This is a genomic window from Synechococcus sp. CS-1326 (assembly GCF_025128115.1).
In the GTDB taxonomy this organism is placed as follows: Bacteria; Cyanobacteriota; Cyanobacteriia; order PCC-6307; family Cyanobiaceae; genus Regnicoccus.
In genome coordinates this window covers 59,692-82,135 of sequence record NZ_JAHLYV010000009.1, presented here as the reverse complement: position 1 = coordinate 82,135, position 22,444 = coordinate 59,692, and the positions used below count along the sequence as shown (strand labels likewise).

The following is a 22,444-nucleotide window of genomic DNA, read 5'->3' as shown; positions in this document are numbered from 1 at the left end:
AAAGGGGTTCGCGCGGCGGGACGCACATCCGCCGAAAGCGCGGCCAACTTACCACCGCAACGGGGTCAGGGGGCCTTGAACGGGCCTTGAAGGGGGGTGATGTTCGGTCAACCGCCCCTGCCGACGATTGCGGGACAACCCTCCCTTGCCATAAATTGGCACTCGACGGGCCCGAGTGCTAACTCGACCGTTTCCATGGCGTCATCGGCGCCATGACTGTTGCTCTCGCACCGAACCATGGCTGCTGTTTCTCTCACCGTCTCCACGGTCAAACCGCTCGGGGACCGCGTTTTTGTCAAAGTTTCCGATTCCGACGAAAAAACCGCCGGCGGGATTCTCCTGCCCGACACCGCTCAGGAAAAGCCCCAGGTGGGTGAAGTGGTTCAGGTCGGTCCTGGCAAGCGGAACGACGACGGCACCCGCCAATCTCCTGAAGTGAGCGTGGGTGACCAGGTTCTCTACAGCAAGTACGCCGGTACCGACATCAAGCTGGCCGGCAACGATTTCGTGCTGCTTTCGGAGAAGGATATTCTGGCGATCGTCAACTGAATCATTGATTCGAATTGCTTTGTTGGCAATCGTTCCCTCACACACACACTCACTTAGAACCTGATTTCCATGGCCAAACGTATCATTTATAACGAGAATGCCCGCAGGGCTCTCGAAAAGGGCATCGACATCCTCGCCGAAGCCGTTGCTGTCACCCTCGGACCCAAGGGCCGCAATGTGGTGCTTGAGAAGAAATTCGGCGCTCCTCAGATCATCAACGACGGCGTGACCATCGCCAAGGAGATCGAACTCGAAGATCACATCGAGAACACCGGTGTCGCCCTGATCCGTCAGGCCGCCTCCAAAACCAACGATGCCGCCGGTGACGGCACCACCACCGCCACGGTCCTGGCCCACGCCATGGTCAAGGCGGGTCTGCGCAACGTGGCCGCCGGCGCCAATGCCATCACCCTCAAGAAGGGCATCGACAAGGCCTCCGACTTCCTCGTCAAGAAGATCGAGGAGCACGCCAAACCGATCTCCGATTCCAACGCCATCGCCCAGGTGGGCACCATCTCCGCCGGCAACGACGAAGAGGTGGGCCGCATGATCGCCGATGCGATGGACAAGGTCGGCAAAGAAGGCGTCATCTCCCTGGAAGAAGGGAAATCGATGACCACCGAGCTGGAGGTCACCGAAGGCATGCGCTTCGACAAGGGCTACATCTCGCCCTACTTCGCCACCGACACCGAGCGGATGGAGGCCATCCTCGAGGAGCCCTACATCCTGCTCACCGACAAGAAGATCGGCCTGGTGCAGGACCTGGTGCCCGTGCTCGAGCAGATCGCCCGCACCGGCAAGCCCCTGCTGATCATCGCCGAGGACATCGAGAAGGAAGCCCTCGCCACCCTGGTGGTGAACCGTCTGCGCGGTGTGCTCAACGTGGCTGCCGTCAAGGCGCCCGGCTTCGGTGATCGCCGCAAGGCTATGCTCGAAGACATCGCCGTTCTCACCAACGGTCAGCTGATCACCGAGGACGCTGGCCTCAAGCTGGAGAACACCAAGCTGGAGATGCTGGGTACCGCCCGTCGCATCACGATCAACAAGGACACCACCACGATCGTGGCCGATGGCAACGAGCTGGCTGTCAAGGCCAGGGTCGAGCAGATCCGCAAGCAGATCGACGAAACCGACTCCACCTACGACAAGGAGAAGCTCCAGGAACGCCTGGCCAAGCTCTCCGGCGGTGTCGCCGTGGTCAAGGTGGGCGCTGCCACCGAAACCGAGATGAAGGACAAGAAGCTGCGCCTGGAAGATGCCATCAACGCCACCAAGGCGGCCGTTGAGGAAGGCATCGTCCCCGGTGGCGGAACAACCCTGGCTCACCTGGCTCCTGCTCTGGAAGAGTGGGCGGCCGCCAACCTCTCCGGTGAGGAGTTGATCGGCGCTGGCATCGTGGCCTCGGCCCTGAGCGCACCGCTCATGCGGATCGCCCAGAACGCCGGCGTCAACGGCGCTGTCGTGGCCGAGCACGTCAAGGGGATGCCCTTCAACGAGGGCTACAACGCTGCCACTGGCGAATACGTGGACATGCTGGCTGCCGGCATCGTGGATCCCGCCAAGGTCACCCGTTCGGGGCTGCAGAACGCCGCTTCGATCGCTGGCATGGTGCTCACAACTGAGTGCATCGTGGCCGATCTTCCCGAGAAGAAGGAAGCGGCTCCCGCCGGCGGCGGTGGCGGCATGGGCGGCGACTTCGACTACTGATCGCCGCTCCTGCGATCTGCGTTCAGAGCGCCCCTGTGGGGGCGCTTTTTTTTGGCGGCTGCGACCATCCCCGGAGAAGCGAGGCTGGTGAGCCAGGCTGGATCGCGATCAGCCCTCCGGCACGAAGGCCAGGGCGACGCCGTTGTTGCAATAGCGTTTGCCGGTGGGTCTCGGCCCGTCGTTGAACACATGCCCCTGGTGGCCTCCACAGCGGCGGCAGTGATACTCGGTGCGGGGCACGATCAGCTTGAAATCCGTCTTGGTAACCACTGCATTCGGCAGTGGCTGCCAGAAACTGGGCCAACCGGTGCGGCTGTCGAATTTTGCGGCCGAACTGAACAAAGGAAGGCGGCAGCCGGCACAGACGAACGTGCCTTTGCGCTTTTCCCGATCGAGAGGACTGCTGAATGGGCGCTCAGTGCCCTCCTTTCGCAACACCTGGAAGGCCTCGGGGCTGAGCCGTTTTCTCCATTCCGATTCACTCAGCTTCCAGTTCGGATCAGCTGGCTTCGAGGCTGCTTCTGCAACCGTTCCGCCGAGCAAGGGGCTGAGCAGGGAACCGAGGGCGGCCAGCAGGCTGCGGCGATGGATCGGACTCACCGCAACCAGCCTGCACTGAGCAGAACGGCCAGACCGAGAAAGAGGGCCAGCAGGGTCCAGCTGATCCGGTTCAGGGTGTCTTCAGCGCTGCGGGCACTGCTGAACATCGAGCCGCCGCTACTGGCAAGCCCTCCCATGCCGTCGCCCTTGGGGCTGTGGAGCAAGACGCTGATGATCAGCAGGACGCCTGTGGAGATCCAGATCCAGGACAGAACGGAAGTGAGCATCCAGGCAGTTTATCGAACCGGCGCTCACACCTGCAGGGCCTGGTACAGCTGGGTCTGCTGGGCCTCGGGAGTGGGCTCCAGCCGAACATCGGCTGAATCGATCAAGGAACGGCCGGTCATCCGTGCGGGCTGGGGAAGATCGAGAATGTCGAGCAGGGTTGGGGCGATGTCAGCCAGCCCTCCGCCGCTGCGCAGGCTGGCATGGGCTCCGTGGCCAGGCAGCTTGCGCTTCTCCCCTTCCACAAGAATCACCGGTACGGGGTTGGTGGTGTGGGCTGTCCAGGGCCTGCCATCGCTGCTGCGCATCATTTCGGCGTTGCCATGGTCGGCGGTGATCAGCAACGTTCCGCCTTTGCGGTTCGTGGCCTCAACCAGTTGTCCGATGCAGCGGTCGACGGTGCTGATGGCGGTCTTGGTGGCCTCGATCATGCCGGTATGGCCAACCATGTCGGGGTTGGCGTAGTTGATCACGATCAGGGAATAGATGCCTTTGTTGATCGAGGCGATGCAGGATTCTGTGAGAGCGTCAGCCGACATCTCCGGTGACTGGTCGTAGGTGGCGACCCGTGGAGAAGGAACAAGATGCCTGTCTTCACCAGGAAAAGGCTGCTCGATTCCTCCGTTCATGAAATAGGTGACGTGGGGATATTTCTCGGTTTCGGCCGTGCGCAACTGGAGCAGGCCATGCTCAGACACCACCTGGCCAAGCAGGCCATCGAGTGATTCAGGCGGGAAGGCCACCTCAACCGGCAAGCCCGCCTCGTACTGGGTGAAGGTGACCAGCCGAAGGCGAGGCAGCTGCTGGCGGACAAAGCCATCGAAGCGTTCGAGGGCCAGGGATCGCAGCAGCTGACGCGCCCGATCCGGCCGGAAATTGAAGCAGATCAGCCCATCTCCATCGCCCAGCTCCCCTGTGTCCAGGCGCAGAGGTTCAATGAATTCATCGTTGATGCCTGCTGCATAGGCTGCTTCGACAGCCTGCTGGGCCGTCAGGCCAGCGATCGGTGCCGATTCGGTGAGCAGCCGGAAGGCCTTCTCGGTGCGATCCCAGCGGTTGTCCCGATCCATGGCCCAGTAGCGGCCGCAGAGGGTGCTGATCCGGCCGACGCCGACCGAGGCGATCTGGGCGTCGATCTGGTCGAGGAAGGGAAGGGCGGACTGGGGTGGGGTGTCACGGCCGTCGGTGATCGCGTGGATGAAGACCTCCTTGAGGCCCCTGTCGGCCGCCCACTGCAACAGGCTGCCGAGATGGTCGATGTGGCTGTGAACTCCGCCATTGGAGCAGAGGCCGAGCAGATGCAGGCTGCCTCCCGTTGCGAGCAGATGGTCGGCGAGATCGTTCAGGGCTGGATTCTCCGCCAGGCTGCCATCGGTGGCGGCTTTGCTGATCCGCACCAGTTCCTGGCGGATGATCCGGCCGGAGCCAATCGTGAGATGGCCCACCTCTGAATTGCCCATCTGACCGTCAGGCAATCCGACGTCGCCCCCGCTGGCCTGAATCAAGGCATGGGGGTACACCTGCCACAGCGCGTCCATCACCGGGGTGGAGGCTTCCGTGATGGCGTTCGTCCCTGAGGATTCGCCGTAACCCCAGCCATCGAGAATGGCCAGAACCACGGGGGAAACCGGCGCTTTACCGCCAGCAGAAGCGGAGGCACCGACGTCAGGGGAAGGGTTGGCGTTGGGGCCGGTCGGCATGGAAGTAACAGTGTCACCCCGGCTAATGAAGCGGCGCAGGATAAATGTGGAATCAAGTTAACCCCGTCCTGCTGGCGTTCCCGCTGCCGCTGCTCGGCCGGGTCAGCTTTTGGTCACATCTTTGCCGTCCGGCAGCCTTCCTAGGCTGGTTCAACACTCGTGAACGCCATGCCATCGCCGCATCAGGCCGGGCGACTCGAAATCCTCTCCGCCCAGGACCTGAGCCGCACCCTGAACCGTCTCGCGTCCCAGGTGCTGGAGAACGTTGTCGACAGCAGGCAGCTGCTCCTGCTGGGAATCCCCACCCGCGGCGTTGCCCTCGCCACGGTGCTGGCCCAGCAGCTCGAAGCCGATTCAGGCCACCCGATTGATCGGGGCAGCCTCGACCCCACCTTCCATCGTGATGATCTCGACCGGGTGGGAACCAGGCTGGTCGAGGCAACCCGGTTGCCGGTCGGGATCGAAGGACGTCAGGTGGTGCTGGTCGATGACGTGATCTTCACGGGCCGAACGGTGCGGGCGGCGATGGAAGCGCTGCTGACCTGGGGACGCCCCGCGGCCGTGCGCCTGCTGGTGATGGTCGATCGAGGTCACAGGGAGCTGCCGATCCAGCCGGACTTCTGCGGGCGGGTCGTGCCCACCAGCCGTCTGGAGAGCATTCAGCTCTGCCTGGCAGACATCGACGGGGTGGAGGGTGTCTTCCTGCTGAAGGAATGACTCAGGCGGTGGGGACGATCGGTTCGAGCTCATCGGCCCGGAAATGGGCACGGAAGCGTCCGAACGCCACGATCACCGGCAGGGTTGGACTGATCGGCCGCCCTTTCCAGTCATCGAGAACCTGGTGAACTTCGCCTTGCTGGCCCAGGAGATCGAAGGGCTGGCCGCGATGTTCGGGGTGGGTGAACACAACGACGCTCTGACTGACCCTGACCTGTTCACCGGGCTGCATGGAGTTTCCTCAGGATCCGCCAATCCTGTCATGGGGTGTCCTCATCGCTGGCAACCCGTTTCGGGACCTGCTTCCACCACCTTGCCCCCCAGCTGTCGGCAGGCCGTGGTGAAGGCGGTCCAGTCGTCGAGGCCGAGGACGATGTTGCGTTGAACGGCGCCATCGAGATCGGCCATCGGCACGTTGCTCAACCGGTTGTCACCATGGCTGTGGTGCTCCTGTTCCTTGGCCTTGAGGCCGGCGATCTCGTTCTCCACCTGGCGCTGCAGGCCGGCTGACTGGCTTTTCCACCATGGGTGGTCGATGCGGTTCAGGGCTTCAAGGGCTTCCCACCAGCGCTTCTGGCTGATCAGGCCGCGGGCCCGCTCCTGCTGCAGCCGGTTGCGACTCCAGAGTTGCCTGAGATTGTCGCCGTAGGCATTGCCATCGGGATGCTGGTCTTCCCCCATCGGCTTGAGCAGGGTGATGGCCCCCTCCAGATCTCCCGCTTCGAAGCGAGACAGGGCTCTGGACTTGAGCTCCTGCTGCCAGGACTGAAGGCGTTTTCTGTCGGCGACCGTGCCGGCGGGAGAGTTGCTGAGCAGGAGTTGCAGCTTGAGGGCCTCTGCCCATTTCTCAGCCTGCCAGAGGGTTTCGGCCTGGTGGCGCCGGCAGCGGCCCTGCTCCCTCGGCGCCCGCCCGCTCATCCAGCGCAGGGCGGCCAGCTGTTCGCTGTAGCTCAGGCACGCCTCGTAGTTTCCGTCGGCCGCCGCCTGCTCCAGGCGTGAGGGAAGCTGCGCTTCCCACCAGTGGGCTGCACCAACGCCGGCGGCGACCAGACCCAATGTGACGGCCAACCAGAAGCGCGGCAGCCTGTGGCGACGGAGAGCCAAGGCGAGCGGGATGCGAAATCAACTTTTCCCATGCAAGCACCCCCCGCTATGAACGTCCTGGCTGGGATCTAGCGGACGGGTCCAAGGGCGATCGGTTCGCTGCAGCGACCACTGATCAGATCCTCGCTGCCCATGGTCAGCTGGGCCTGATCATTGACCCGGAAGCACAGCTTCAGCCGGTCCACGCCGCGGGCTCCGGGGGGATCAAGGTCGATGGCCGCCGGCTGCCGGTCCCAGGGCTCCACGCGCCTCTCGCCGGCGGGAGGCGCGATCAGGGCTGGCAGGCCATCGCGAAAGACCACCTCGGCACGCCGCTCATCCAATGGCTCACCCAGCACCAGATCCAGCTGGCGCTGACCATCGCTGCTGCAGGCCAGGATCAGCTCCAGGGGATTTCCGGTGGGCCAGCTCTGGCCGGGGAGGAAGAGGGGATGCCAGCGGTGCCCGTCGCTGCGGAGGTCCCAGCGGCGCAGCGACACTCCCCGGCTGAGCACATCCTTGATCTGAACGCCAGGTGTCAGGGCAAGAGCCCCCACCGCGACCGCCTCGATCGGCCGCTGGTCGAGAATCGGGATGTCGGGGCAGCGCTCGCGCAGCCACTGGCGGATCAGCGGCATGCGGCTGGTGCCTCCCACCGGGAGCACGGCATCGATCTTCGAGAGGTTCAGCCCCTCCGATCTGGCCCCGGCCAGCACGCGCTCCAGCAGCTCGTCGAGCAGATCGAGCAACCCATGCCGCTTGAGCAGGTCTTCCAGTTCCCGGCGGCTCAGCCTCAGTTCCCGGCTGGCCTGGCCGGGGGGGCACCAGACCGCCCTGGCCTCCTGCTCGGTGCTCAGCGTGCACTTGAGCTGCTCCACAGCGTCCAGCAGAGCCCCTGTCGGTGGCGTGTCCGCGAGGGCGGCGGCGATCCAATGGTCCAGGTCCCTGCCGCCGAGAGCCAGTCCTGCCTTGCCCAGCACCCGCGCACAGCGAAGCGCCTGACGGCTGCCGCGCAGATCGCGGCCGGCAAAGCGAAGCAGCTGGGCGATCGGTGCGGCCCGACCCTCTCCGCCCTCCAGGGCCACCAGCGAAAGATCGATCGTGCCGCCACCGAGATCCACCACCAGCACCCGGCTGCCGGGGGGCAGGCCGGCTCCGATCGCTGCGGCGGTGGGTTCATCCACCAGGGCCAGCTCCGCCACGGCAAGGCTCTGGCTGGCCTGCTCCAACCACTGGCGGTAGCCCCGATAGCTGTCGATCGGCGCTGTGAGCACCAGCCGCGAGGGGGCCAGTTCGGCGGGGAGGTGGCGCCAGATGCGCTCCAGCAGGAGGGCGCCGGCCTGCTCCGGGCTGAGCAGGGACTCCCGCCTGAAGCCCGTGGAGTCGGGGGAGCCGATCCAGCGTTTGAAATTGCGGCAGAGCTGGGGACTTTCACTCCAGGCCAGGCCTGCCTCCTGCACCTGGCGACCGAGTAGGGGCTGCTCGGAGGCGCTGCTGGCGACCCAGACCAGGCTGGGGATCACGCCCGCCTGGAGGCCGTTGAACGGGGCGACCGTGACCATCTCGACCGCTCCTCCGTCGGCTGCCTGAAAGGCCACCACGGTGTTGCTGCTGCCGAGGTCGATAGCCAGGGTCCCATCAATCACGGCGGGGCTGGAACGGCGAGGCTGCCACGGTGAGGTGAGCGTCCGGCGGAGCTCAAGCTTGCCGGATCAGGGCCACGGCCGGGGGGCTGGCGGGCTGCTGGACTAAGATTCTCAGAGTTGGGATTCTGATTTGTATACCAGTGCGGTGGTCAATCCCAAGGAACTGGCCCATCGGGCCGAGAGCCTGATCCGTGAGTCCAGCAACCGCTATCTCACCACTGTGAAAATCGCCTTCCGGGCCAAGCAGCGTCGCTTTGATGATTTCGATGGCCTGCTTGAGGATGCGATGGTCAAGCCCGTTCAGCGAGCGATCGTCGAGCTCAGCGACGAACAGGACCAGCCCGATCTTCTTCCTGGCTGACCACGGCCCGCGGTGAATCCGGGAGCGTGGTCCAGGGAAGGCGACGGATGGCGCCTGGCCTGGGAGCCGGCCCGTCAGCCTTTTTCCGTTCTGATCGGCGGAGTCGGCTGGGCGGCGGAACTCACCACGGCTGAAGCACTTGCGTTGCGGCAAGCGATCCGTGATCTGGTGAAGCAATGGGGCGAGCTCACCGACCAGCTGCTCGACGAAGAGCTGATCAGCCTTGAACTGGAGCGGCAACCCTGGTGGGTGGGTCTTGAGGGGGATCGAACCACTTGGGCCCTGCACTTCGTGCTCAGCACCGGTCCCTCCCAGCGGGGGATCGAGGGCAGCTGGACGCTGGCGGCCGGCGCCCACGGCCTGCGGGCCATGGAGCAGTTGCCGCTCTGAGCTTCCACCGCGCTGGCCAGCTTCGGCGGCGGATGAGACTGGTTGCTCGAATCGGCAGCGATCAGCACTGCTGATCGGCTGGCCCTTCCCCGGCCCTGACCGGCTTCAGCCCGGTTTTTGCACAGCTTTTCCACAGCTTCAGGGGCTCGACCCTTCTCCACGCTTCCTGCCTGTGGAGAAGCGCCCGCCGAAGGGCTCTCCCCTTGACAAAGGCGGTGAATCGATTCAATCAGGAGCGCCTTCTGGCCTGCTCGCGCCACAGCTCCCTCGTGGGGGAAGTCTCAGGCTGGGATGGCCGCTCCCCGCCCACTGCCGCCGGATTTGACGAGACCGCGGCGATGTGGAGAACTGGTGTCTCAGCGAACCCCCCCCCGAATGGATGCAGCTCCGGCCCTGCCTGTCCCAGTCCAGTTGTCTGCCCCGGCCCAGCCGCTGGCCGTCAGCTCCGTCCCCCAGCCGTCCCCCAGCTCCGACCAGGGCGACCTGGGGGTGGTGAGCCTGCGGGCCGACGTGCCGGAAGCCCTGCTGGGATCGATGCGCCGCTTCATCGAAGCCCATCCGAACTGGGATCAGTACAGGCTGTTTCAGGCGGCCCTGGCAGGCTTTCTTGTCCAGAACGGAGTGCAGAGCCGGGCTGTGACCCGCTGCTATGTGGCGAACATGTTCCTGCGTTAGGAGCATCGAGCTGGAGCAGGCCTGGCCGGATCAGGCCGCCAGCAGTTCAAGCAGCCGGTGGGCCGTGGGCTCCGGCACCGGCAGGATCGAGAGCCGGTTGCCCTTGCGCACCACCGGGAGCTGATCAGCAGTGAACGACTGTCGCAGGGTGTCGAGGCTGAGCAGCTGCGGAAACCTTCGTCCGAACCGAAGCCGCGCGCAGTCCCAGCGAGGAGCCTCGCGCCGGGCGGCAGGGTCGAAGTACTTGGAGCCTGGATCGAACTGGCTGGGGTCGATGAGCCCGGTTTCGATCACCTCCATCAGCCCAACGATGCCGGGCGGCTTGGTGTTGGAGTGATAGAAGAAGGCCTGGTCGCCGATCTGCATGGCCCGCATGAAGTTGCGCGCCTGGTAATTGCGAATGCCATCCCAGAGGGTGGTGGTTTCAGCTTCCAGATGGTCGATGCCGTAGACATCCGGCTCGCTCTTCATCAACCAGTAGGCCAAGGCCGGACCAGGCCAACACCTGCTGATCCTATCGGGGTGCTCAGGCTTCGAGGGCAGAAACCAGAGCACGGAAATGCTCTCCGCGGGCCTCGAAATCGCTGTACTGATCAAAGCTGGCACAGGCCGGTGAGAGCAGCACTGCCGAAGCCCCATGCCGCTCGGCCAGCGCCCTGGCCAGGGGCAGTGCGTCGTCGAGTCCTGGACGCAGCGCCATCTCCCCGCCATAGCCGTGGCTGGCGAGCAGCTGGGCAAAGGGTTCGGCTGCCGCTCCATAAAGCACCACGGCTGGGGCATGACGGCTGAGTTGGCTCACCCAGCCCGTGGCATCGCCCTGCTTCGCTTCGCCGCCGGCCAGCACCACCACGGGTTCGGCCAAGGCCCTGACCGCTACGGCGGCAGCATCGAAGTTGGTGGCCTTGCTGTCGTTGTAGTAGGCGATGCCATCCCATTTCCGGATCAGTTCCAGGCGGTGGGGCACACCGTGAAAGGAGCGGAAGGCCTGCTCCAGTTGCGCGGCTTCGAGCCCCAGCTCCAGTCCGACGGCGGCGGCGAGCAACATGTTCTGGCGATTGTGGGCCCCGGGCATGGCCAGGGCATCGGCGGGAAACAGCGGGCCTGCGCAGGTTGTGACCTGGCCGGCCTCGATCCAGAGCTGGGGATCGATCGGCCTGGCCCCCGCTGGGCGTGGCCCCGCCGTGACCCACCGGACGGTGCTGGCATCGCCCCAGCTGGCGGCTCGCTCGGCCAGATCGGGATCATCGCCGTTGAGCAGACGCAGCTTTGAGCGCTCCAGCAGGGAGTGTTTGATGGCTCGGTAGGCCTCGAGGCTGCCGTGACGTTCCAGGTGGTCGGGGGTGAGGGTGGTCCAGACGCCGATGCGCGGACGAATCGCGGCGGCGGCCTCGATCTGGTAGCTGCTCAGTTCCACCACCAGCCAGTCGGGCAATGGCAGGCCCTGGGCGCGCCGCTGCAGGGCCAGTTCGGCGGCGGAGAGGCCGACATTGCCGCACATCGGTGCATCGAAGCCGGCGCTCTCCAGCAGATGGCTGATCAGGTGGGTGACGGTGGTCTTGCCGTTGGTGCCGGTGATGCCGATCCAGGGAACCGAACCCAGGGCCTCCCAGGCCACGGCCATCTCGCCAATCACCTCAATCCCGTCCTGGCGCAGTGTTGTCAGCGTGGGGTGATCCCAGCGGATCCCCGGGCTGACGATCACCTTGACCGCCCGTCCTCCCGGCCAGTGGAACTGTTCGATCGCCAGGGGCGCGTTCAATCGCACCTCAATCCCTTCGGCTTCCAGCGCAGCTGCCAGCACCTGCTGCTCACTGCCCCCCTTGGATTCGATCAGGCGCACCTGCTCGCCGGCCGCAGCCAGCAGACGGGCGGCGCCGATGCCGGAGCGTCCAAGGCCAATCACGACGGTGAAAGGTAGATCCGCCGAGGGCATTGCTTGGGTTGGTGTACTAAGAACTATGGGCGATACTGGAATCGAACCAGTGACTCCTACCGTGTCAAGGTAGTGCTCTACCTCTGAGCTAATCGCCCGGGTGATCGGGCCGGCACCCAGGATTGAAACCTAGCAGCCAGCCTTTCCCGATTCATTCGGCAGCGCAACATGACGGCGCATTACGCCAGCGCGATATGGCAGCTCGATACGCCAGCGCGATTCGGATGGGGCTTCCCAGGAGTGCTCTTCAATGCCTGCTCAGGGTCAGGCGCCAGCGGGAGCGCTTGGTGGCCTCCACCTCCAGCACGGTGAGCTCGCCGCGATTGTCGAGTTGAACCCTGTCGCCAACGGAGAGATCGCGGCTTGGGCTGCTGATCACCCGCCAGTTGACCCGCACCAGCCCCTGGCGGATCCAGCCGGCCATACGGCTGCGGGACACGCCGAATCCGGCCGATGCCACCGCATCCAGCCGCAGGGAGGCTTCCACCGTCTGCAACTGGCGGGGGAGGGGACGAGCCGGTGGCTGAAGGTCGTGCAGGGGGATGGCTTCGAGCTCCACCGGCACTGTGCGGACCTGGGCCTGATGGCCGTGCCACCGGTCGGCCAGCTGTTGCGTGATCACCAGCTGGGCGCCCCGATCGCCGCGCACCCAGAGGTCACCGAGATCCGCTTCGCTGGCGCCGGCGGCCTGCAGGCCAAGGCGAAAATCGGCTGGTGTGGCGGGGTCGAACAGAAAGTTGCCGCTCACCTGCAGGCCCCTGAGGGGATGGTCTTCAAAAGCGCCTGTGGTGCTGGGCAGATCCACGCGTTGCAGCCGCAGGCGACAGCGCTCGGCCTGGGGATAACCGCCATCGGCAGCCAGTTCCAGTTCGCTCAGCGCCGCCAGTCTGGCGCTCCCTTCCTCAAGCACGGCGGCCGGAAGAAAGTCGCTCCAGACCGGTTCCCAGGTTTTCAGGGCCTGCTCAGCCAGCAGGATCAGCTGGCTGAGGGTGCCTGGATCACGGCTGCCGAGCAGCAGGGCTTCGCGGGGAAGACGTGATCCGGAATCAGGAGTGCTCACCAGTTGGTCATCCCGGGGCGGACAATCAGCTTTCGGCAAGGCGCACCACCGCCCTTGGTCTGGACTGTTGAATCAGGTTCCAGGGGATGTCGGTGCCGGCGGCTGCGTCCAGCAGCAGCAGCCAGTTGCCTTCCTCGATCCGGTTGCGCAGGCTGCGGATCCGGTCGTCGGCCTCGGAGCTCACGCTGGCGGCGGCGGCATAGCTGCCCATCCAGCCGGAACCCATCCCCAGCAGGCCGCCGATCAGGGGTTCGCCGTAGGTGCCAGCGAAGGCGAAGGTGTCCAGGTTGGTGATCAGGCTGAACATCAGGCCGGCAAAAAAGCCGAAGGGCATCAGCCAACGCACCATGCTCCGCTGGCGCCTCTGGCGGGCAATCCCCGGGTTGAGCTGTTCCACCGATTCCATGGCCGTTTCGCCGGCACCGATCGCCACCAGGGCGGTCGGTGCCGGATCGAGCTGGCTGAGCCGATCGCGCAGCCCGTGAAGCTTGTCGCGATCCTCCAGCACCATCACCACACACAAACCCAAGACAGAACGCCGCAATCGATCCGATTCTCCTCGTTGCCGCGAGGGAGCGTGGCGAACTGCTCACTACACTTCACCGGCGGCCATCGCTTGAGCCCTTCCGGCTCCTGCCTATCTCATCCCCGGATATGACAAAGGTTCTGGTTTCCGATCCGATTGATCAGACGGGGATCGACATCCTCTCCCAGGTGGCTCAGGTAGATGTGCGCACCGGCCTTTCTGCTGAGCAGCTCATCGAGATCATCGGCGACTACGAGGCCCTGATGATTCGCTCAGGCACCCAGGTGACAGCAGCCTTGATCGAGGCGGCCCCACGGTTGAAGATCATCGGCCGGGCCGGGGTCGGGGTCGACAACGTCGATGTGTCCGCCGCCACCCAGCGTGGCGTTCTGGTGGTCAACTCGCCGGAGGGGAACACGATCGCCGCCGCGGAGCACGCTCTGGCGATGATGCTGGCCCTCTCCCGCCACGTGCCCCAGGCGCACCAGAGCACGATGGCCGGTGGCTGGGATCGCAAGAAATACGTCGGCAACGAGCTTTACCACAAGAAACTCGGGGTTGTTGGCCTCGGCAAGATCGGCTCCCACGTGGCCCGGGTCGCCAAGGCGATGGGCATGGACGTGCTCGCCTACGACCCTTTCATCTCGACGGAACGCGCCCAGCAGCTGCAGGTGCGGCTGCTGGCGATCAAGCCCCTGTTCGCCGAGGCTGATTTCATCAGCCTCCACCTGCCCCGCACCGCCGAAACCGAAAATCTGGTGAACGCGGAGCTGCTCCAGTCGATGAAGCCGACGGCGCGCCTGGTGAACTGTGCCCGGGGCGGCATCGTCGATGAGCAGGCCCTGGCCGATGCACTCAACGCCGGCACGATCGCCGGCGCCGCCCTCGATGTGTATGCCCAGGAGCCCCTGGAGGCGAACTCCCCCCTGCGCGGGGTCAAGGAGCGTCTGATCCTCACGCCACACCTCGGCGCTTCCACGGCCGAAGCCCAGGAGAACGTTTCGATCGATGTGGCCGAGCAGATCCGTGATGTGTTGCTGGGTCTGCCGGCCCGCAGCGCCGTGAACATCCCCGGACTCACTCCCGAGGTGATGGAGAGGCTCCGGCCCCACCTCCAGCTGGCCGAAACCCTCGGATTGCTGCTCAGTCAGATGGCTGGTGGATCGTTGCAGGAGCTGGAAGTGAGGCTCCAGGGCGAGTTCGCCAACCATCCCTCCCAGCCGCTTGTCGTGGCCGCCCTCAAGGGTCTGCTCTCTGCCGCTCTCGGGGAGCGGATCAACTATGTGAACGCTTCCCTGGAGGCGAAGAGCCGCGGCATCCACGTCCTGCAGGTGAAAGACGATGCCAGCCGTGATTTCGCCGGTGGATCGCTGCAGCTCACCTCGCGGGGATCCCATGGCAGCCACAGCGTCACCGGTGCGGTGTTCGCTGAGGGTGAGCTGCGCATCACCACGATCGATGAATTCCCCGTCAACGTGGCGCCCAGCCGCCACATGCTCTTCACCCGCCACCGCGACATGCCCGGGATCATCGGCCAGCTGGGCTCCCTGCTTGGCGAACACAACGTCAACATCGCCTCGATGCAGGTTGGTCGCCGGATCGTGCGGGGGGACGCGGTGATGGTGCTCAGCCTCGACGACCCGATTCCCCCCAGCCTGCTGGCCCACATCCACACGATCAACGGCATCCAGGAAGCTCACCCCGTCACCCTCTGAATGGCAGGCCCGCCGCCGCAGGGGAGTGTGCCGGCCACCAGCCCGCTCTGGTGGCGGCTGGAGCTGGCCGTGCCACCCGAACTGGAGGAATCGCTGCTCTGGAAGCTGGGAGCCCTCGGTGTTCCGAGGCTGGCCCTGCAGCATGCCCCCCTCACGCCGCGGTGCCCCCGCCTGGTGGCCTGGTTGCCGGCCGCCGACTGGCCCCTGCAGGAGCGCCAGCGGCTGGCGGTGGCGCTGTCAGGGCTGGGGGAGCCCTTCGGCCTTGTGCTGCCTCCGCTGGAGTGGCACGAGCAACACGACGAAGACTGGAGTTCGAGCTGGAAACGGCATTGGCAGCCCGATCCGGTCGGGCGGCGGTTGCTGATCCTGCCGGCCTGGCTTGAGCCTCCCGCTGAGCTGCGCGACCGGCTGGTGATCCGCCTCGATCCCGGCAGCGCCTTCGGCACCGGCAGCCATCCCACGACGCGCCTCTGCCTCGAAGCGATCGAGACGCTTGATCTCAGCCGGCAGCGAGTCGCCGACCTGGGCTGCGGCAGCGGCATCCTGGCGCTTGCCGGCCTGCGGCTTGGAGCCACCTCTGCCGCCGCCGTGGACACCGACAGCCTGGCTGTTCGAGCCACCGGGGAGAACGCCAGCCTGAATGGGATCGGTGTGGGTGCAGCAGGGCCGCTGCAGGTGACTCTGGGGTCGGTGGAGGAGCTGGCGACCCTGCTCGCCGGGGAACCCGCCGACGTTCTGCTCTGCAACATCCTGGCGCCGGTGATCGAGGCACTGGCACCCCGGTTCCGATCCGTGCTCTCGTCCCGGGGGGTGGGCCTGCTCAGCGGGCTGCTGGTGGATCAGCAGCCCGGCCTTGAAAAGGCCTTGGCCGCCGCCGGCTGGCGATCGAGGCTGATCGCTGAGCAGGGTGGCTGGGGCCTGCTCGAGATCCGTCAGCGGACGGCTGTCGCATAAATCACGCTTATCTGTGCCCAGCCTTTGATTGGGCTTCTGATGATCCGCCGCCGGGAGCACCGGCATGGCCCTGGTCCGATGTAGGAAGGAGCGGTCCTACAGGCCCGGATTGTCCAGGCGCCTGTGAGCTCCAATCCCTTCCATGGCTTCCTACAAGGTCACCCTCATCAACGAGAGCGAGGGCCTCAACAAGACCATCGAGGTTCCTGACGATCAGTACATCCTTGATGCGGCTGAAGAGCAGGGAATCGATCTTCCCTATTCCTGCCGTGCCGGTGCCTGCTCCACCTGCGCCGGTAAACTCACCTCTGGAACTGTTGATCAGTCCGATCAGAGCTTCCTCGACGACGACCAGATCGAAGCCGGTTTCGTGCTCACCTGCGTGGCTTACCCCACCTCCGACGTGACCATCACCACCCACGCCGAAGAAGAGCTTTACTGAGCTTCCGGACCCTTTGAACCCCTGAACCAGGACGGAAGCCCACGGCTCTGCTCCTGGTTTTATTTTTGTTTTCCAGATCCCTTTCCGCCACCCGATCGGGTGGCTTTTTCATGGCCCTGCAGGTCGATGCCCTTCTGGAGCCCGGCAGCGAGCATCCCAGCCTGGGTGGGCAGTACAGCTATCGCATCCTGGGGCCCTGTTGCCGGTTGTTCGACCGCGAAGAGTTGCCCTGGCCCTGCTGCAGGCTGGCCTGGCGCACCAAGGAGCCGAGCTGGCGACGGATCGGTAGGCGTTTGGTCGCCGACCTCGCTTCTCGCCGCTGCCCGTCCTACGCCGTGGAAATTCTTCAGCCGGGATCAAGGCCAACCCGAACGGTGGTCACGCTGTTCCCCCAGCGGTTGAACCCCCCGTTGCAGGAATGGTGGTACAGCAAGCAACCCGCTTCGCTGAATCCCTGCAACATCAGGCCACCGCTGGCTTGATTCAGAAGGAGATCTTTGTTCAGAAGTACACGTTTCTTCAGAAGTAGACTTTGCCGCCGCCCCACTGGATTCCACTGACTTTCGGTGCCACCAGGATGTAGCCGGCGATCAGGCGGAGATCATTCTCACTGAGGTCGCGCATCTTCACGAACACATCGCTGCTGCGCAGGCTTGGATGGATGTCGGAGATGCTGAATTCCCCGTCATAGGACGTCGGATCCTTCATGTAATCCACCAGGGCATCCACGGAATCCCTGGGTGGGGTTGCCAGGGCGAGGGTTTCGAGGTCGAGTCCAACGTTGTAGTTGGTCTTGGTGACCCCACCGGCGTGACAGGTGCCGCAGCTTTCGTTGAAGATCTTGCGCCCCGACTTGATCTCCGCCTCACTGAAGCTGACGGTCGTTCCATCGGGTGAGCCGGCCACCGTGAGGGTCTCGGTGTCCCATTGCGCCGCCTGAACAGCCAGGGTCGGCAGAGCCAGGCAGGTGAGCAGCGCCAGGGATAGAACCAGCAGGGTTCGGCTGAGGGTCCGAAGGCAGGAGAAGAGGAGGGAGACCATGGAGGGATCCGGCGAACTGGCGGTGGGCACCGCGCCTCAGACCTTGTATCACGGGCGGATGGCCGTCCGGGCGGGAATCAAGAACTGTTGCAGGCTCGCCTTCCCTCCGGCCTGGCTCAGGGGTCCGAAGGGCTGACATCCAGGCTGAGGAAATCCCTGGCCACCAGGGTGTTGGCAAAGATCGAGCGGGCCTCGGCGAGCAGATCGTCGGGGGTGAAGGCATTGCCTTGCACGTAGCGCGGGCTGAGGTGGGTGAGCACGAGCTGCTTCACCCCGGCCAGGGCCGCCGTCTGGGCGGCCATGGTGCTGGTGGAATGCTGACGCTGGATGGCCATGGCCGCTTCCCCATGGGCGAAGGTGGATTCATGGATGAGCAGGTCGGCCCCTCGGGCCAGCTCGACCGCCGCTTCGCAGAACACCGTGTCGGTGCAGTACACGACGCTGCAACCGGGGCGGACGGGTCCGCAAAGGGCTTCGCCGCGGATGATCCGGCCGTCGGCGAGGGTCACGCTGCGACCGGCCTTGAGCTCGGCATAGATCGGGCCGGGCTGGATGCCCAGTTCGCGGGCCTTGTCCACATCGAAATGGCCGGGTCGGGGTTTCTGCTCCACCCGGTAGGCGTAGGCGGGGATGCGATGGGTCAGCGGAGCGCAACGCACCAGCAGGTCGTCGTCGTCGAGCAGGACCAGGCCTTTGAGAGCCGCCTCACCCACGGGATGGGTGCGCAGCGGATAGCCGATCCGGGTGGAGGAGGTGCGCAGAGCCCCCTCCAGGTACTCCGGCAGAGGGTCGGGGCCGTAGAGGTCGATGCCACTGCTGCAGCTGCCGGCCATGCCGAGGCTCGCCAGCAATCCCGGCAGCCCGAACACGTGGTCACCATGCATGTGGGTCACGAAGATGCGGCGAAGCTGCGAGACCCGCAACGCACTGCGCAGGAATTGGTGCTGGGTGCCTTCGCCACAGTCGAACAGCCAGATCTCAGCGCGCTGGGGCAGCCTCAGGGCCACGGCCGATACGTTCCGGGCCCTGGTGGGAACCCCCGAACTGGTGCCAAGAAAGGTGACCTGCACACCGCCCGCTTCTTTTCGGCATGCTGCCACGCCCCCCCTGCCCGGTGCTGCTGCTCTCCGGTGGGGGGGTGGCGGTCGTCAACGGCACTGGGCACAATTGTTTCGCTTTCGGCGTGCTCCGACGCCGTTCCGTGGCTGATCCCTTGCCCTTCTCCGCACCGCTGGCACTGCCCTCCCGTCGCACCCTGAAGCGGCTGATCGGGGTTTTGGGCGGAACCCTGGCCTTCCCCCTGCTGCTCTCAGCATCCCCTGCCCGGCTGGCCGATGCGCAGGCGGCGAAGGCTGGAACCAGTCCGGAGCTGCGGGTGCTGCTGCTGGAATCAGCCGGCTTCCGCATTGCCGGAGATGGCGGGGCGCGGCTGGTGGATGGCACCGGCAAGGAGCTGCTCCGCCTGCCGCCAGGCGGCATGGTGGCCATCAGGTCCTCCGCTGGAAGGGTTGTCGTCGACAGCGCAAGCGAAGGACAGGCACCGCTGCTGGCCCAGCCCCTTGCCGTGGGCGAGCTGTGGCTGGTGCCCATCGCCCACAGATCCGCTGCAGCGACCTTCCAGCTCCAGCAGCGGAGATATCACGGTCGCCTCCTGGTTCGCCCCGCCAACGACCTGCTGCGCGCCATCAACGTGATCGGGGTCGAAACGTACCTCCCCAGCGTCGTCGGCAGCGAGATGCCCGCCAGCTGGCCTCTGGAAGCCCTGCGGGCCCAGGCGGTGGCGGCACGCACCTATGCCCTGCGCCAGCGCAATCCCGAGGCACCCTTCGATCTCAAAGCCACCGTCAGCAGCCAGGTGTACAAGGGGTTGGAGGCAGAAACCGCTTCCACCCGCCAGGCGACCACCACAACCCGCGGCCTGGTGTTGATGTACGGCAACAGTCTGATCAACGCCGTCTTTCACAGCAGCAGCGGCGGCGTCACCGAGAACAGCGGCGACCTCTGGACCCGGCAGCTCCCCTATCTGGTCAGTGTCCGCGACTTCGATGAGACCGGTCCGGTGAGCCAATGGAAGAAAGACCTGGCACCCGAGCTCCTCGCCGAGGCGTTCGCCGAGATCGGCGGGGTGAATCGGATTGATGTGATCGCCAGCACCGCCAGTGGTCGGGTGCGCCAGGCCAGGGTGATCGGGCCCTCCGGTGCCCTGGTGCTCAGTGGAGCTCAGCTGCGCAGTCGGCTGGGCCTGAGAAGCACCATGGTCCGCTTTGAGGCGGCCCCCTTCCGCTTCGAAAGCCGTGGGGAGCCAGGCCTCTCCCTGGCAGGGGATGCCCAGCCAGGCGGACCGGTTCGCTTCAGCACTCCCCTCGGTGGCCTGCTCGGCCCACCGCCACCCCCTGGCTTCCAGCTGCCTCAGCAGCCGATCGGGTTGGTGGCGATCGGCCGTGGCTTTGGCCATGGCGTCGGGATGAGCCAGTGGGGCGCCTTCGCGCTGGCCCAGCGTGGCGAGCGGTTCGATCAAATCCTCCGGCACTACTACCGCGGTGCCGAACTGCGTCCGTTTCAGGAAGCGGTCCCGGGCCCCCTTGCCGCCGAGTCAGGCGCTGAGCCAGGCTCAGCGCCATGGATGTCAGGAACCTTCACGGCTCGGGATCGCCCCTGAGCGCCCGCGAGCCGCTGGCTGAGGCCCTGCCCGGCTGGGCTGGCCGCATCGTTGTCGCCGAGGCGGCCGCCGAGCTCGGCGAAGTGGTGGCGGCGGAGGTGGCCAAGGCCTTGCGAGCCGATCCGGATCTGGTCCTGGGTCTCGCCACCGGCCGCACGATGGAGCCGGTCCACGCCGGCCTGGTGCGTCGGCTGCAGGCACTGCCATCGGGGGAGCTGAACACGATCCGCGACCACTGGCGCAGTTTCAACCTCGACGAATACGTGGATCTGGCTCCAGGGGACCCCCGCTCCTTCGGCGCCACGATGCGCCGCCAGCTGGGTGATCCGCTCTCCATTCCCCCGGAGCGGCTGCAACTGCCCAGGGGGCTGAGCGCCGATCCCGCCGCGGAAGCCCTTCGTTACCGCGAGGCGATCGCCGCCGCCGGAGGCATCGGGCTGCAATTGCTTGGCCTGGGCCACAACGGCCATGTGGGCTTCAACGAACCCCCCTGTCTGGCCTCGGCGGTGGGCCGCTGTGTGGAGCTCAGCCCCAGCACACGCCTGCAGAACGGCGGCTTGTTCGGCGGGGATCCCGCCGCCGTGCCCGCGCGGGCCATCACCCTGGGTCTGGCGGAGATCCTCCAGGCCAGGCGGATCCTGCTGGTGGTGAGTGGTTCCAGCAAGGCGCCGATCCTGAGCCGGCTGCTGCGGGAATCAGCGAACCCTGCGCTTCCGGCCAGCTGGCTGCAGACCCATCCGCACCTGCAGCTGTGGGTGGACCGGGCGGCGCTCGATGGCTAGCTGAGCGGCTCCTCCAGCAGGGTCTCGTCGGCTTCGAGGTTGGAGGTGACGCTGCGCACATCGTCGAGATCGTCCAGGGCGTCGAGCAGGCCCAGGCAGGTTCTGAGCTGATCGGCGGCTTCGAGCTGGCACTCCCTGCTGGCGATCCAGCGGTGCTCCCAGCCCGCCACGGCCCAGCCCTGGCGCCGCAGTCCGTCCTGCAGGGCTTCGAGCCCGCTGAAGGCACAGATCACATCCGCGCCACTCTCGTCAAGCTCATATCCCAGGGCCTCCAGCTCGAGCAGGTCCTCCAGGAGGGTTTCCTCGGCCAGTGGCGTCTGCTCGATGCGTACCACCCCCCGTTGTTCGAACAGGTAGCCGACACAGCCGGTCTCGCCGAGGTTGCCGCCGTTTTTTCCAAACGCCAGGCGCAGATCGGCCGCAGTGCGGTTGCGGTTGTCCGTGAAGGCCTCCACCAGCACGGCCACCCCGCCGGGCCCATAGCCTTCGTAGCGAACGGCCTCGAAGCGATCGGCTTCGCCGGTCGCCAGGCCTGAGCCCTTGGCGATCGCCCGATCGATGTTGCCGTTCGGCATCCCGGCGGCCTTGGCTTTCTCGATCGCGGTGCGCAACTGGAAGTTGCCGGCCGGATCGGCGCCGCTGCGGGCCGCCACCGTGATTTCACGCCCCAGACGGGTGAAGACGACGCCACGTTTGGCATCAACGACCGCCTTCTGGCGCTTGATCTGGGACCACTTGCTGTGGCCGGCCATCGCAATCGGCTCCGGGGGAAGAACTCAACCGGCAGGATCGAACACCAGGCGGGGCTGAAGCCTTCCGTCCGGGGCCGATCGGGCCATACCAGCCAGATTGCCATCCGGGTTGACCACCACCACGGCCTGATCGAAGCCCAGATCCAGGTCGGTGTTCAGGCTGCGGCCACAGCGCCAGGCCGTCCAGTCGCTGGCTTCGAGCTGGTGCCGGGGCAGCCCAGCCAGGGCCAGCAGCGGATCCTGGAGGGGCGGCAACTCTCCGGCCTCCAGCAGCGCCAGGCTGACGCTGCCAGCCAGGTCGAAGCCAAGCGCTTCGGTGCGACGCAACTGAGCCAGGGCGCCACCGCAGCCGAGCTGATCGCCGAGATCCCGGGCCAGCGACCGGATGTAGGTGCCGGCACTGCAGTGCACCACCAGCTCGAGCTGCTGGCTTCCCTGATCCCAGTTGAGCAGATCCAGGCGGTGAATCGTCACGGCACGGCTTTCGAGCTCGACGACCTCTCCGCGGCGGACCCGGACATGGGCCCGTTCTCCGGCGACGTGGACGGCGGACACCTGGGGAGGGCGCTGCTGGATCGGTCCGCGGAAGTGTTCAAGGCAGCTGTCCAGCTGCTCGAAATCCAGGTTCGGGACCGCCCCTTTCTCCAGCACCGTGCCGCTGAGGTCGTCGGTGCTGGTGCGCAGGCCCAGTTGCACCAGGCCGTGATAGGTCTTGGCGCCGGGCAGGTAGGGCAGCAGACGGGTGGCGGGGCCGAGGGCGATCGGCAGCACCCCGGTCACGGCCGGATCGAGGGTGCCGCCATGGCCGACGCGCTTGAGGCCATAGCGCCGGCGCACCTTGGCCACACAGGCCTGGGAGGTGAGTCCCGCCGGCTTGTCGAGCACCAGAAATCCGCAGAGTTGGTCCAGGGCCGCAGCGGTGAGGAG

At 65.8% G+C, this 22,444-nt stretch carries 26 protein-coding genes and 1 tRNA gene; 12 read left to right on the top strand and 15 right to left on the bottom strand.

What is annotated here, in order from left to right:
• The first annotated feature begins 237 nt into the window (after nucleotides 1-237).
• Together groES and groL are read left to right on the top strand one after the other, a co-directional pair.
• Nucleotides 238-549 (top strand): co-chaperone GroES, encoded by a 312-nt coding sequence (groES, locus tag KQ307_RS02125; RefSeq protein ID WP_259702071.1) that lies wholly within the window; start codon nucleotides 238-240, stop codon nucleotides 547-549.
• A 69-nt stretch (nucleotides 550-618) separates the two neighbouring features.
• Nucleotides 619-2,256 (top strand): chaperonin GroEL, encoded by a 1,638-nt coding sequence (gene groL, locus KQ307_RS02120; protein WP_259702072.1) that lies wholly within the window; start codon nucleotides 619-621, stop codon nucleotides 2,254-2,256.
• 108 nt (nucleotides 2,257-2,364) lie between these two features.
• On the opposite strand, the gene msrB is transcribed toward groL, so the two are convergent.
• The 3 genes from msrB to gpmI are packed head-to-tail and all read right to left on the bottom strand — an operon-like array spanning nucleotide 2,365 to nucleotide 4,781.
• On the bottom strand, nucleotides 2,365-2,847 hold the full coding sequence (gene msrB / locus KQ307_RS02115) for a peptide-methionine (R)-S-oxide reductase MsrB (RefSeq protein ID WP_259702191.1): 483 nt from the start codon (nucleotides 2,845-2,847) through the stop codon (nucleotides 2,365-2,367).
• Nucleotides 2,848-2,852: 5 nt separating this feature from the next.
• Nucleotides 2,853-3,083, bottom strand: a complete 231-nt coding sequence (gene secG / locus KQ307_RS02110; protein WP_259702073.1) for a preprotein translocase subunit SecG — start codon at nucleotides 3,081-3,083, stop codon at nucleotides 2,853-2,855.
• A 24-nt stretch (nucleotides 3,084-3,107) separates the two neighbouring features.
• The gene (gene gpmI, locus KQ307_RS02105; RefSeq protein WP_399236179.1) at nucleotides 3,108-4,781 is read right to left on the bottom strand and encodes a 2,3-bisphosphoglycerate-independent phosphoglycerate mutase; all 1,674 of its coding nucleotides are present in this window, start codon (nucleotides 4,779-4,781) and stop codon (nucleotides 3,108-3,110) included.
• A gap of 168 nt (nucleotides 4,782-4,949) precedes the next feature.
• On the opposite strand from gpmI, the gene pyrR reads away from it, so the two are divergent.
• The gene (gene pyrR / locus KQ307_RS02100; protein ID WP_259726775.1) at nucleotides 4,950-5,498 is read left to right on the top strand and encodes a bifunctional pyr operon transcriptional regulator/uracil phosphoribosyltransferase PyrR; all 549 of its coding nucleotides are present in this window, start codon (nucleotides 4,950-4,952) and stop codon (nucleotides 5,496-5,498) included.
• A 1-nt stretch (nucleotide 5,499) separates the two neighbouring features.
• Here pyrR and KQ307_RS02095 read toward each other — a convergent pair whose 3' ends face one another.
• The 3 genes from KQ307_RS02095 to KQ307_RS02085 all read right to left on the bottom strand — a co-directional run bounded on the left by KQ307_RS02095 (nucleotide 5,500) and on the right by KQ307_RS02085 (nucleotide 8,227).
• On the bottom strand, nucleotides 5,500-5,730 hold the full coding sequence (locus tag KQ307_RS02095; RefSeq protein ID WP_259702075.1) for a ferredoxin-thioredoxin reductase variable chain: 231 nt from the start codon (nucleotides 5,728-5,730) through the stop codon (nucleotides 5,500-5,502).
• A gap of 41 nt (nucleotides 5,731-5,771) precedes the next feature.
• A complete protein-coding gene (locus KQ307_RS02090; protein WP_259726774.1) occupies nucleotides 5,772-6,566 on the bottom strand; it encodes a hypothetical protein in 795 nt (264 codons plus the stop codon).
• A 104-nt stretch (nucleotides 6,567-6,670) separates the two neighbouring features.
• Nucleotides 6,671-8,227 (bottom strand): Hsp70 family protein, encoded by a 1,557-nt coding sequence (locus tag KQ307_RS02085; RefSeq protein ID WP_399242340.1) that lies wholly within the window; start codon nucleotides 8,225-8,227, stop codon nucleotides 6,671-6,673.
• 130 nt (nucleotides 8,228-8,357) lie between these two features.
• Between KQ307_RS02085 and KQ307_RS02080 the strand changes: the two genes are divergently transcribed.
• From KQ307_RS02080 to KQ307_RS02070, 3 genes are all read left to right on the top strand, one after another.
• Nucleotides 8,358-8,588 carry a DNA-directed RNA polymerase subunit omega gene (locus KQ307_RS02080; protein ID WP_259702077.1) on the top strand — a complete coding sequence of 77 codons (231 nt, stop codon included), beginning with the start codon at nucleotides 8,358-8,360 and terminating at the stop codon, nucleotides 8,586-8,588.
• A 12-nt stretch (nucleotides 8,589-8,600) separates the two neighbouring features.
• The gene (locus KQ307_RS02075) at nucleotides 8,601-8,978 is read left to right on the top strand and encodes a DUF1818 family protein (protein ID WP_259702078.1); all 378 of its coding nucleotides are present in this window, start codon (nucleotides 8,601-8,603) and stop codon (nucleotides 8,976-8,978) included.
• A 411-nt stretch (nucleotides 8,979-9,389) separates the two neighbouring features.
• Nucleotides 9,390-9,653, top strand: a complete 264-nt coding sequence (locus KQ307_RS02070) for a DUF2811 domain-containing protein (RefSeq protein ID WP_399242343.1) — start codon at nucleotides 9,390-9,392, stop codon at nucleotides 9,651-9,653.
• 30 nt (nucleotides 9,654-9,683) lie between these two features.
• On the opposite strand, the gene KQ307_RS02065 is transcribed toward KQ307_RS02070, so the two are convergent.
• From KQ307_RS02065 to KQ307_RS02045, 5 genes are all read right to left on the bottom strand, one after another.
• Nucleotides 9,684-10,139 (bottom strand): EVE domain-containing protein, encoded by a 456-nt coding sequence (locus KQ307_RS02065; RefSeq protein ID WP_259702080.1) that lies wholly within the window; start codon nucleotides 10,137-10,139, stop codon nucleotides 9,684-9,686.
• A gap of 40 nt (nucleotides 10,140-10,179) precedes the next feature.
• Complete coding sequence (gene murD, locus KQ307_RS02060) at nucleotides 10,180-11,586, bottom strand: UDP-N-acetylmuramoyl-L-alanine--D-glutamate ligase (protein WP_259702081.1); 1,407 nt, start codon at nucleotides 11,584-11,586, stop codon at nucleotides 10,180-10,182.
• Nucleotides 11,587-11,612: 26 nt separating this feature from the next.
• Nucleotides 11,613-11,684, bottom strand: a tRNA-Val gene (locus KQ307_RS02055).
• A 149-nt stretch (nucleotides 11,685-11,833) separates the two neighbouring features.
• The gene (locus KQ307_RS02050) at nucleotides 11,834-12,646 is read right to left on the bottom strand and encodes a photosystem II S4 domain protein (protein WP_259726773.1); all 813 of its coding nucleotides are present in this window, start codon (nucleotides 12,644-12,646) and stop codon (nucleotides 11,834-11,836) included.
• Between the two features lie 25 nt (nucleotides 12,647-12,671).
• A complete protein-coding gene (locus tag KQ307_RS02045) occupies nucleotides 12,672-13,175 on the bottom strand; it encodes a hypothetical protein (protein WP_259702083.1) in 504 nt (167 codons plus the stop codon).
• Nucleotides 13,176-13,300: 125 nt separating this feature from the next.
• Between KQ307_RS02045 and serA the strand changes: the two genes are divergently transcribed.
• The 4 genes from serA to KQ307_RS02025 all read left to right on the top strand — a co-directional run bounded on the left by serA (nucleotide 13,301) and on the right by KQ307_RS02025 (nucleotide 16,765).
• Nucleotides 13,301-14,887 (top strand): phosphoglycerate dehydrogenase, encoded by a 1,587-nt coding sequence (serA, locus tag KQ307_RS02040; RefSeq protein ID WP_259702084.1) that lies wholly within the window; start codon nucleotides 13,301-13,303, stop codon nucleotides 14,885-14,887.
• Nucleotides 14,888-15,841, top strand: coding sequence for a 50S ribosomal protein L11 methyltransferase (gene prmA, locus KQ307_RS02035; protein ID WP_259726772.1), 954 nt, complete (start codon nucleotides 14,888-14,890; stop codon nucleotides 15,839-15,841).
• Nucleotides 15,842-15,983: 142 nt separating this feature from the next.
• The gene (locus tag KQ307_RS02030; RefSeq protein WP_094512700.1) at nucleotides 15,984-16,283 is read left to right on the top strand and encodes a ferredoxin; all 300 of its coding nucleotides are present in this window, start codon (nucleotides 15,984-15,986) and stop codon (nucleotides 16,281-16,283) included.
• 110 nt (nucleotides 16,284-16,393) lie between these two features.
• The gene (locus KQ307_RS02025) at nucleotides 16,394-16,765 is read left to right on the top strand and encodes a hypothetical protein (RefSeq protein ID WP_259702086.1); all 372 of its coding nucleotides are present in this window, start codon (nucleotides 16,394-16,396) and stop codon (nucleotides 16,763-16,765) included.
• A 37-nt stretch (nucleotides 16,766-16,802) separates the two neighbouring features.
• Here the strand turns inward: KQ307_RS02025 and psbV are convergent, their stop codons facing one another.
• Nucleotides 16,803-17,324, bottom strand: a complete 522-nt coding sequence (gene psbV, locus KQ307_RS02020) for a photosystem II cytochrome c-550 (RefSeq protein WP_259702087.1) — start codon at nucleotides 17,322-17,324, stop codon at nucleotides 16,803-16,805.
• 116 nt (nucleotides 17,325-17,440) lie between these two features.
• Nucleotides 17,441-18,394 carry a ribonuclease Z gene (rnz, locus tag KQ307_RS02015; protein WP_259702194.1) on the bottom strand — a complete coding sequence of 318 codons (954 nt, stop codon included), beginning with the start codon at nucleotides 18,392-18,394 and terminating at the stop codon, nucleotides 17,441-17,443.
• A gap of 20 nt (nucleotides 18,395-18,414) precedes the next feature.
• Here rnz and KQ307_RS02010 point away from each other — a divergent pair, with 20 nt between their 5' ends.
• Both KQ307_RS02010 and KQ307_RS02005 read left to right on the top strand, forming a co-directional pair.
• Nucleotides 18,415-19,983, top strand: coding sequence for a SpoIID/LytB domain-containing protein (locus KQ307_RS02010; RefSeq protein ID WP_259726771.1), 1,569 nt, complete (start codon nucleotides 18,415-18,417; stop codon nucleotides 19,981-19,983).
• Nucleotides 19,944-20,765, top strand: a complete 822-nt coding sequence (locus KQ307_RS02005) for a glucosamine-6-phosphate deaminase (RefSeq protein ID WP_259726770.1) — start codon at nucleotides 19,944-19,946, stop codon at nucleotides 20,763-20,765. Before KQ307_RS02010 ends, KQ307_RS02005 begins: the two co-directional genes overlap by 40 nt.
• On the opposite strand, the gene KQ307_RS02000 is transcribed toward KQ307_RS02005, so the two are convergent.
• Together KQ307_RS02000 and truB are read right to left on the bottom strand one after the other, a co-directional pair.
• On the bottom strand, nucleotides 20,762-21,517 hold the full coding sequence (locus KQ307_RS02000) for a YebC/PmpR family DNA-binding transcriptional regulator (RefSeq protein ID WP_259702090.1): 756 nt from the start codon (nucleotides 21,515-21,517) through the stop codon (nucleotides 20,762-20,764). The genes KQ307_RS02005 and KQ307_RS02000 overlap by 4 nt on opposite strands.
• A 24-nt stretch (nucleotides 21,518-21,541) precedes the next feature.
• Complete coding sequence (gene truB / locus KQ307_RS01995) at nucleotides 21,542-22,402, bottom strand: tRNA pseudouridine(55) synthase TruB (protein ID WP_311133767.1); 861 nt, start codon at nucleotides 22,400-22,402, stop codon at nucleotides 21,542-21,544.
• Between the last annotated feature and the right edge of the window lie 42 nt (nucleotides 22,403-22,444).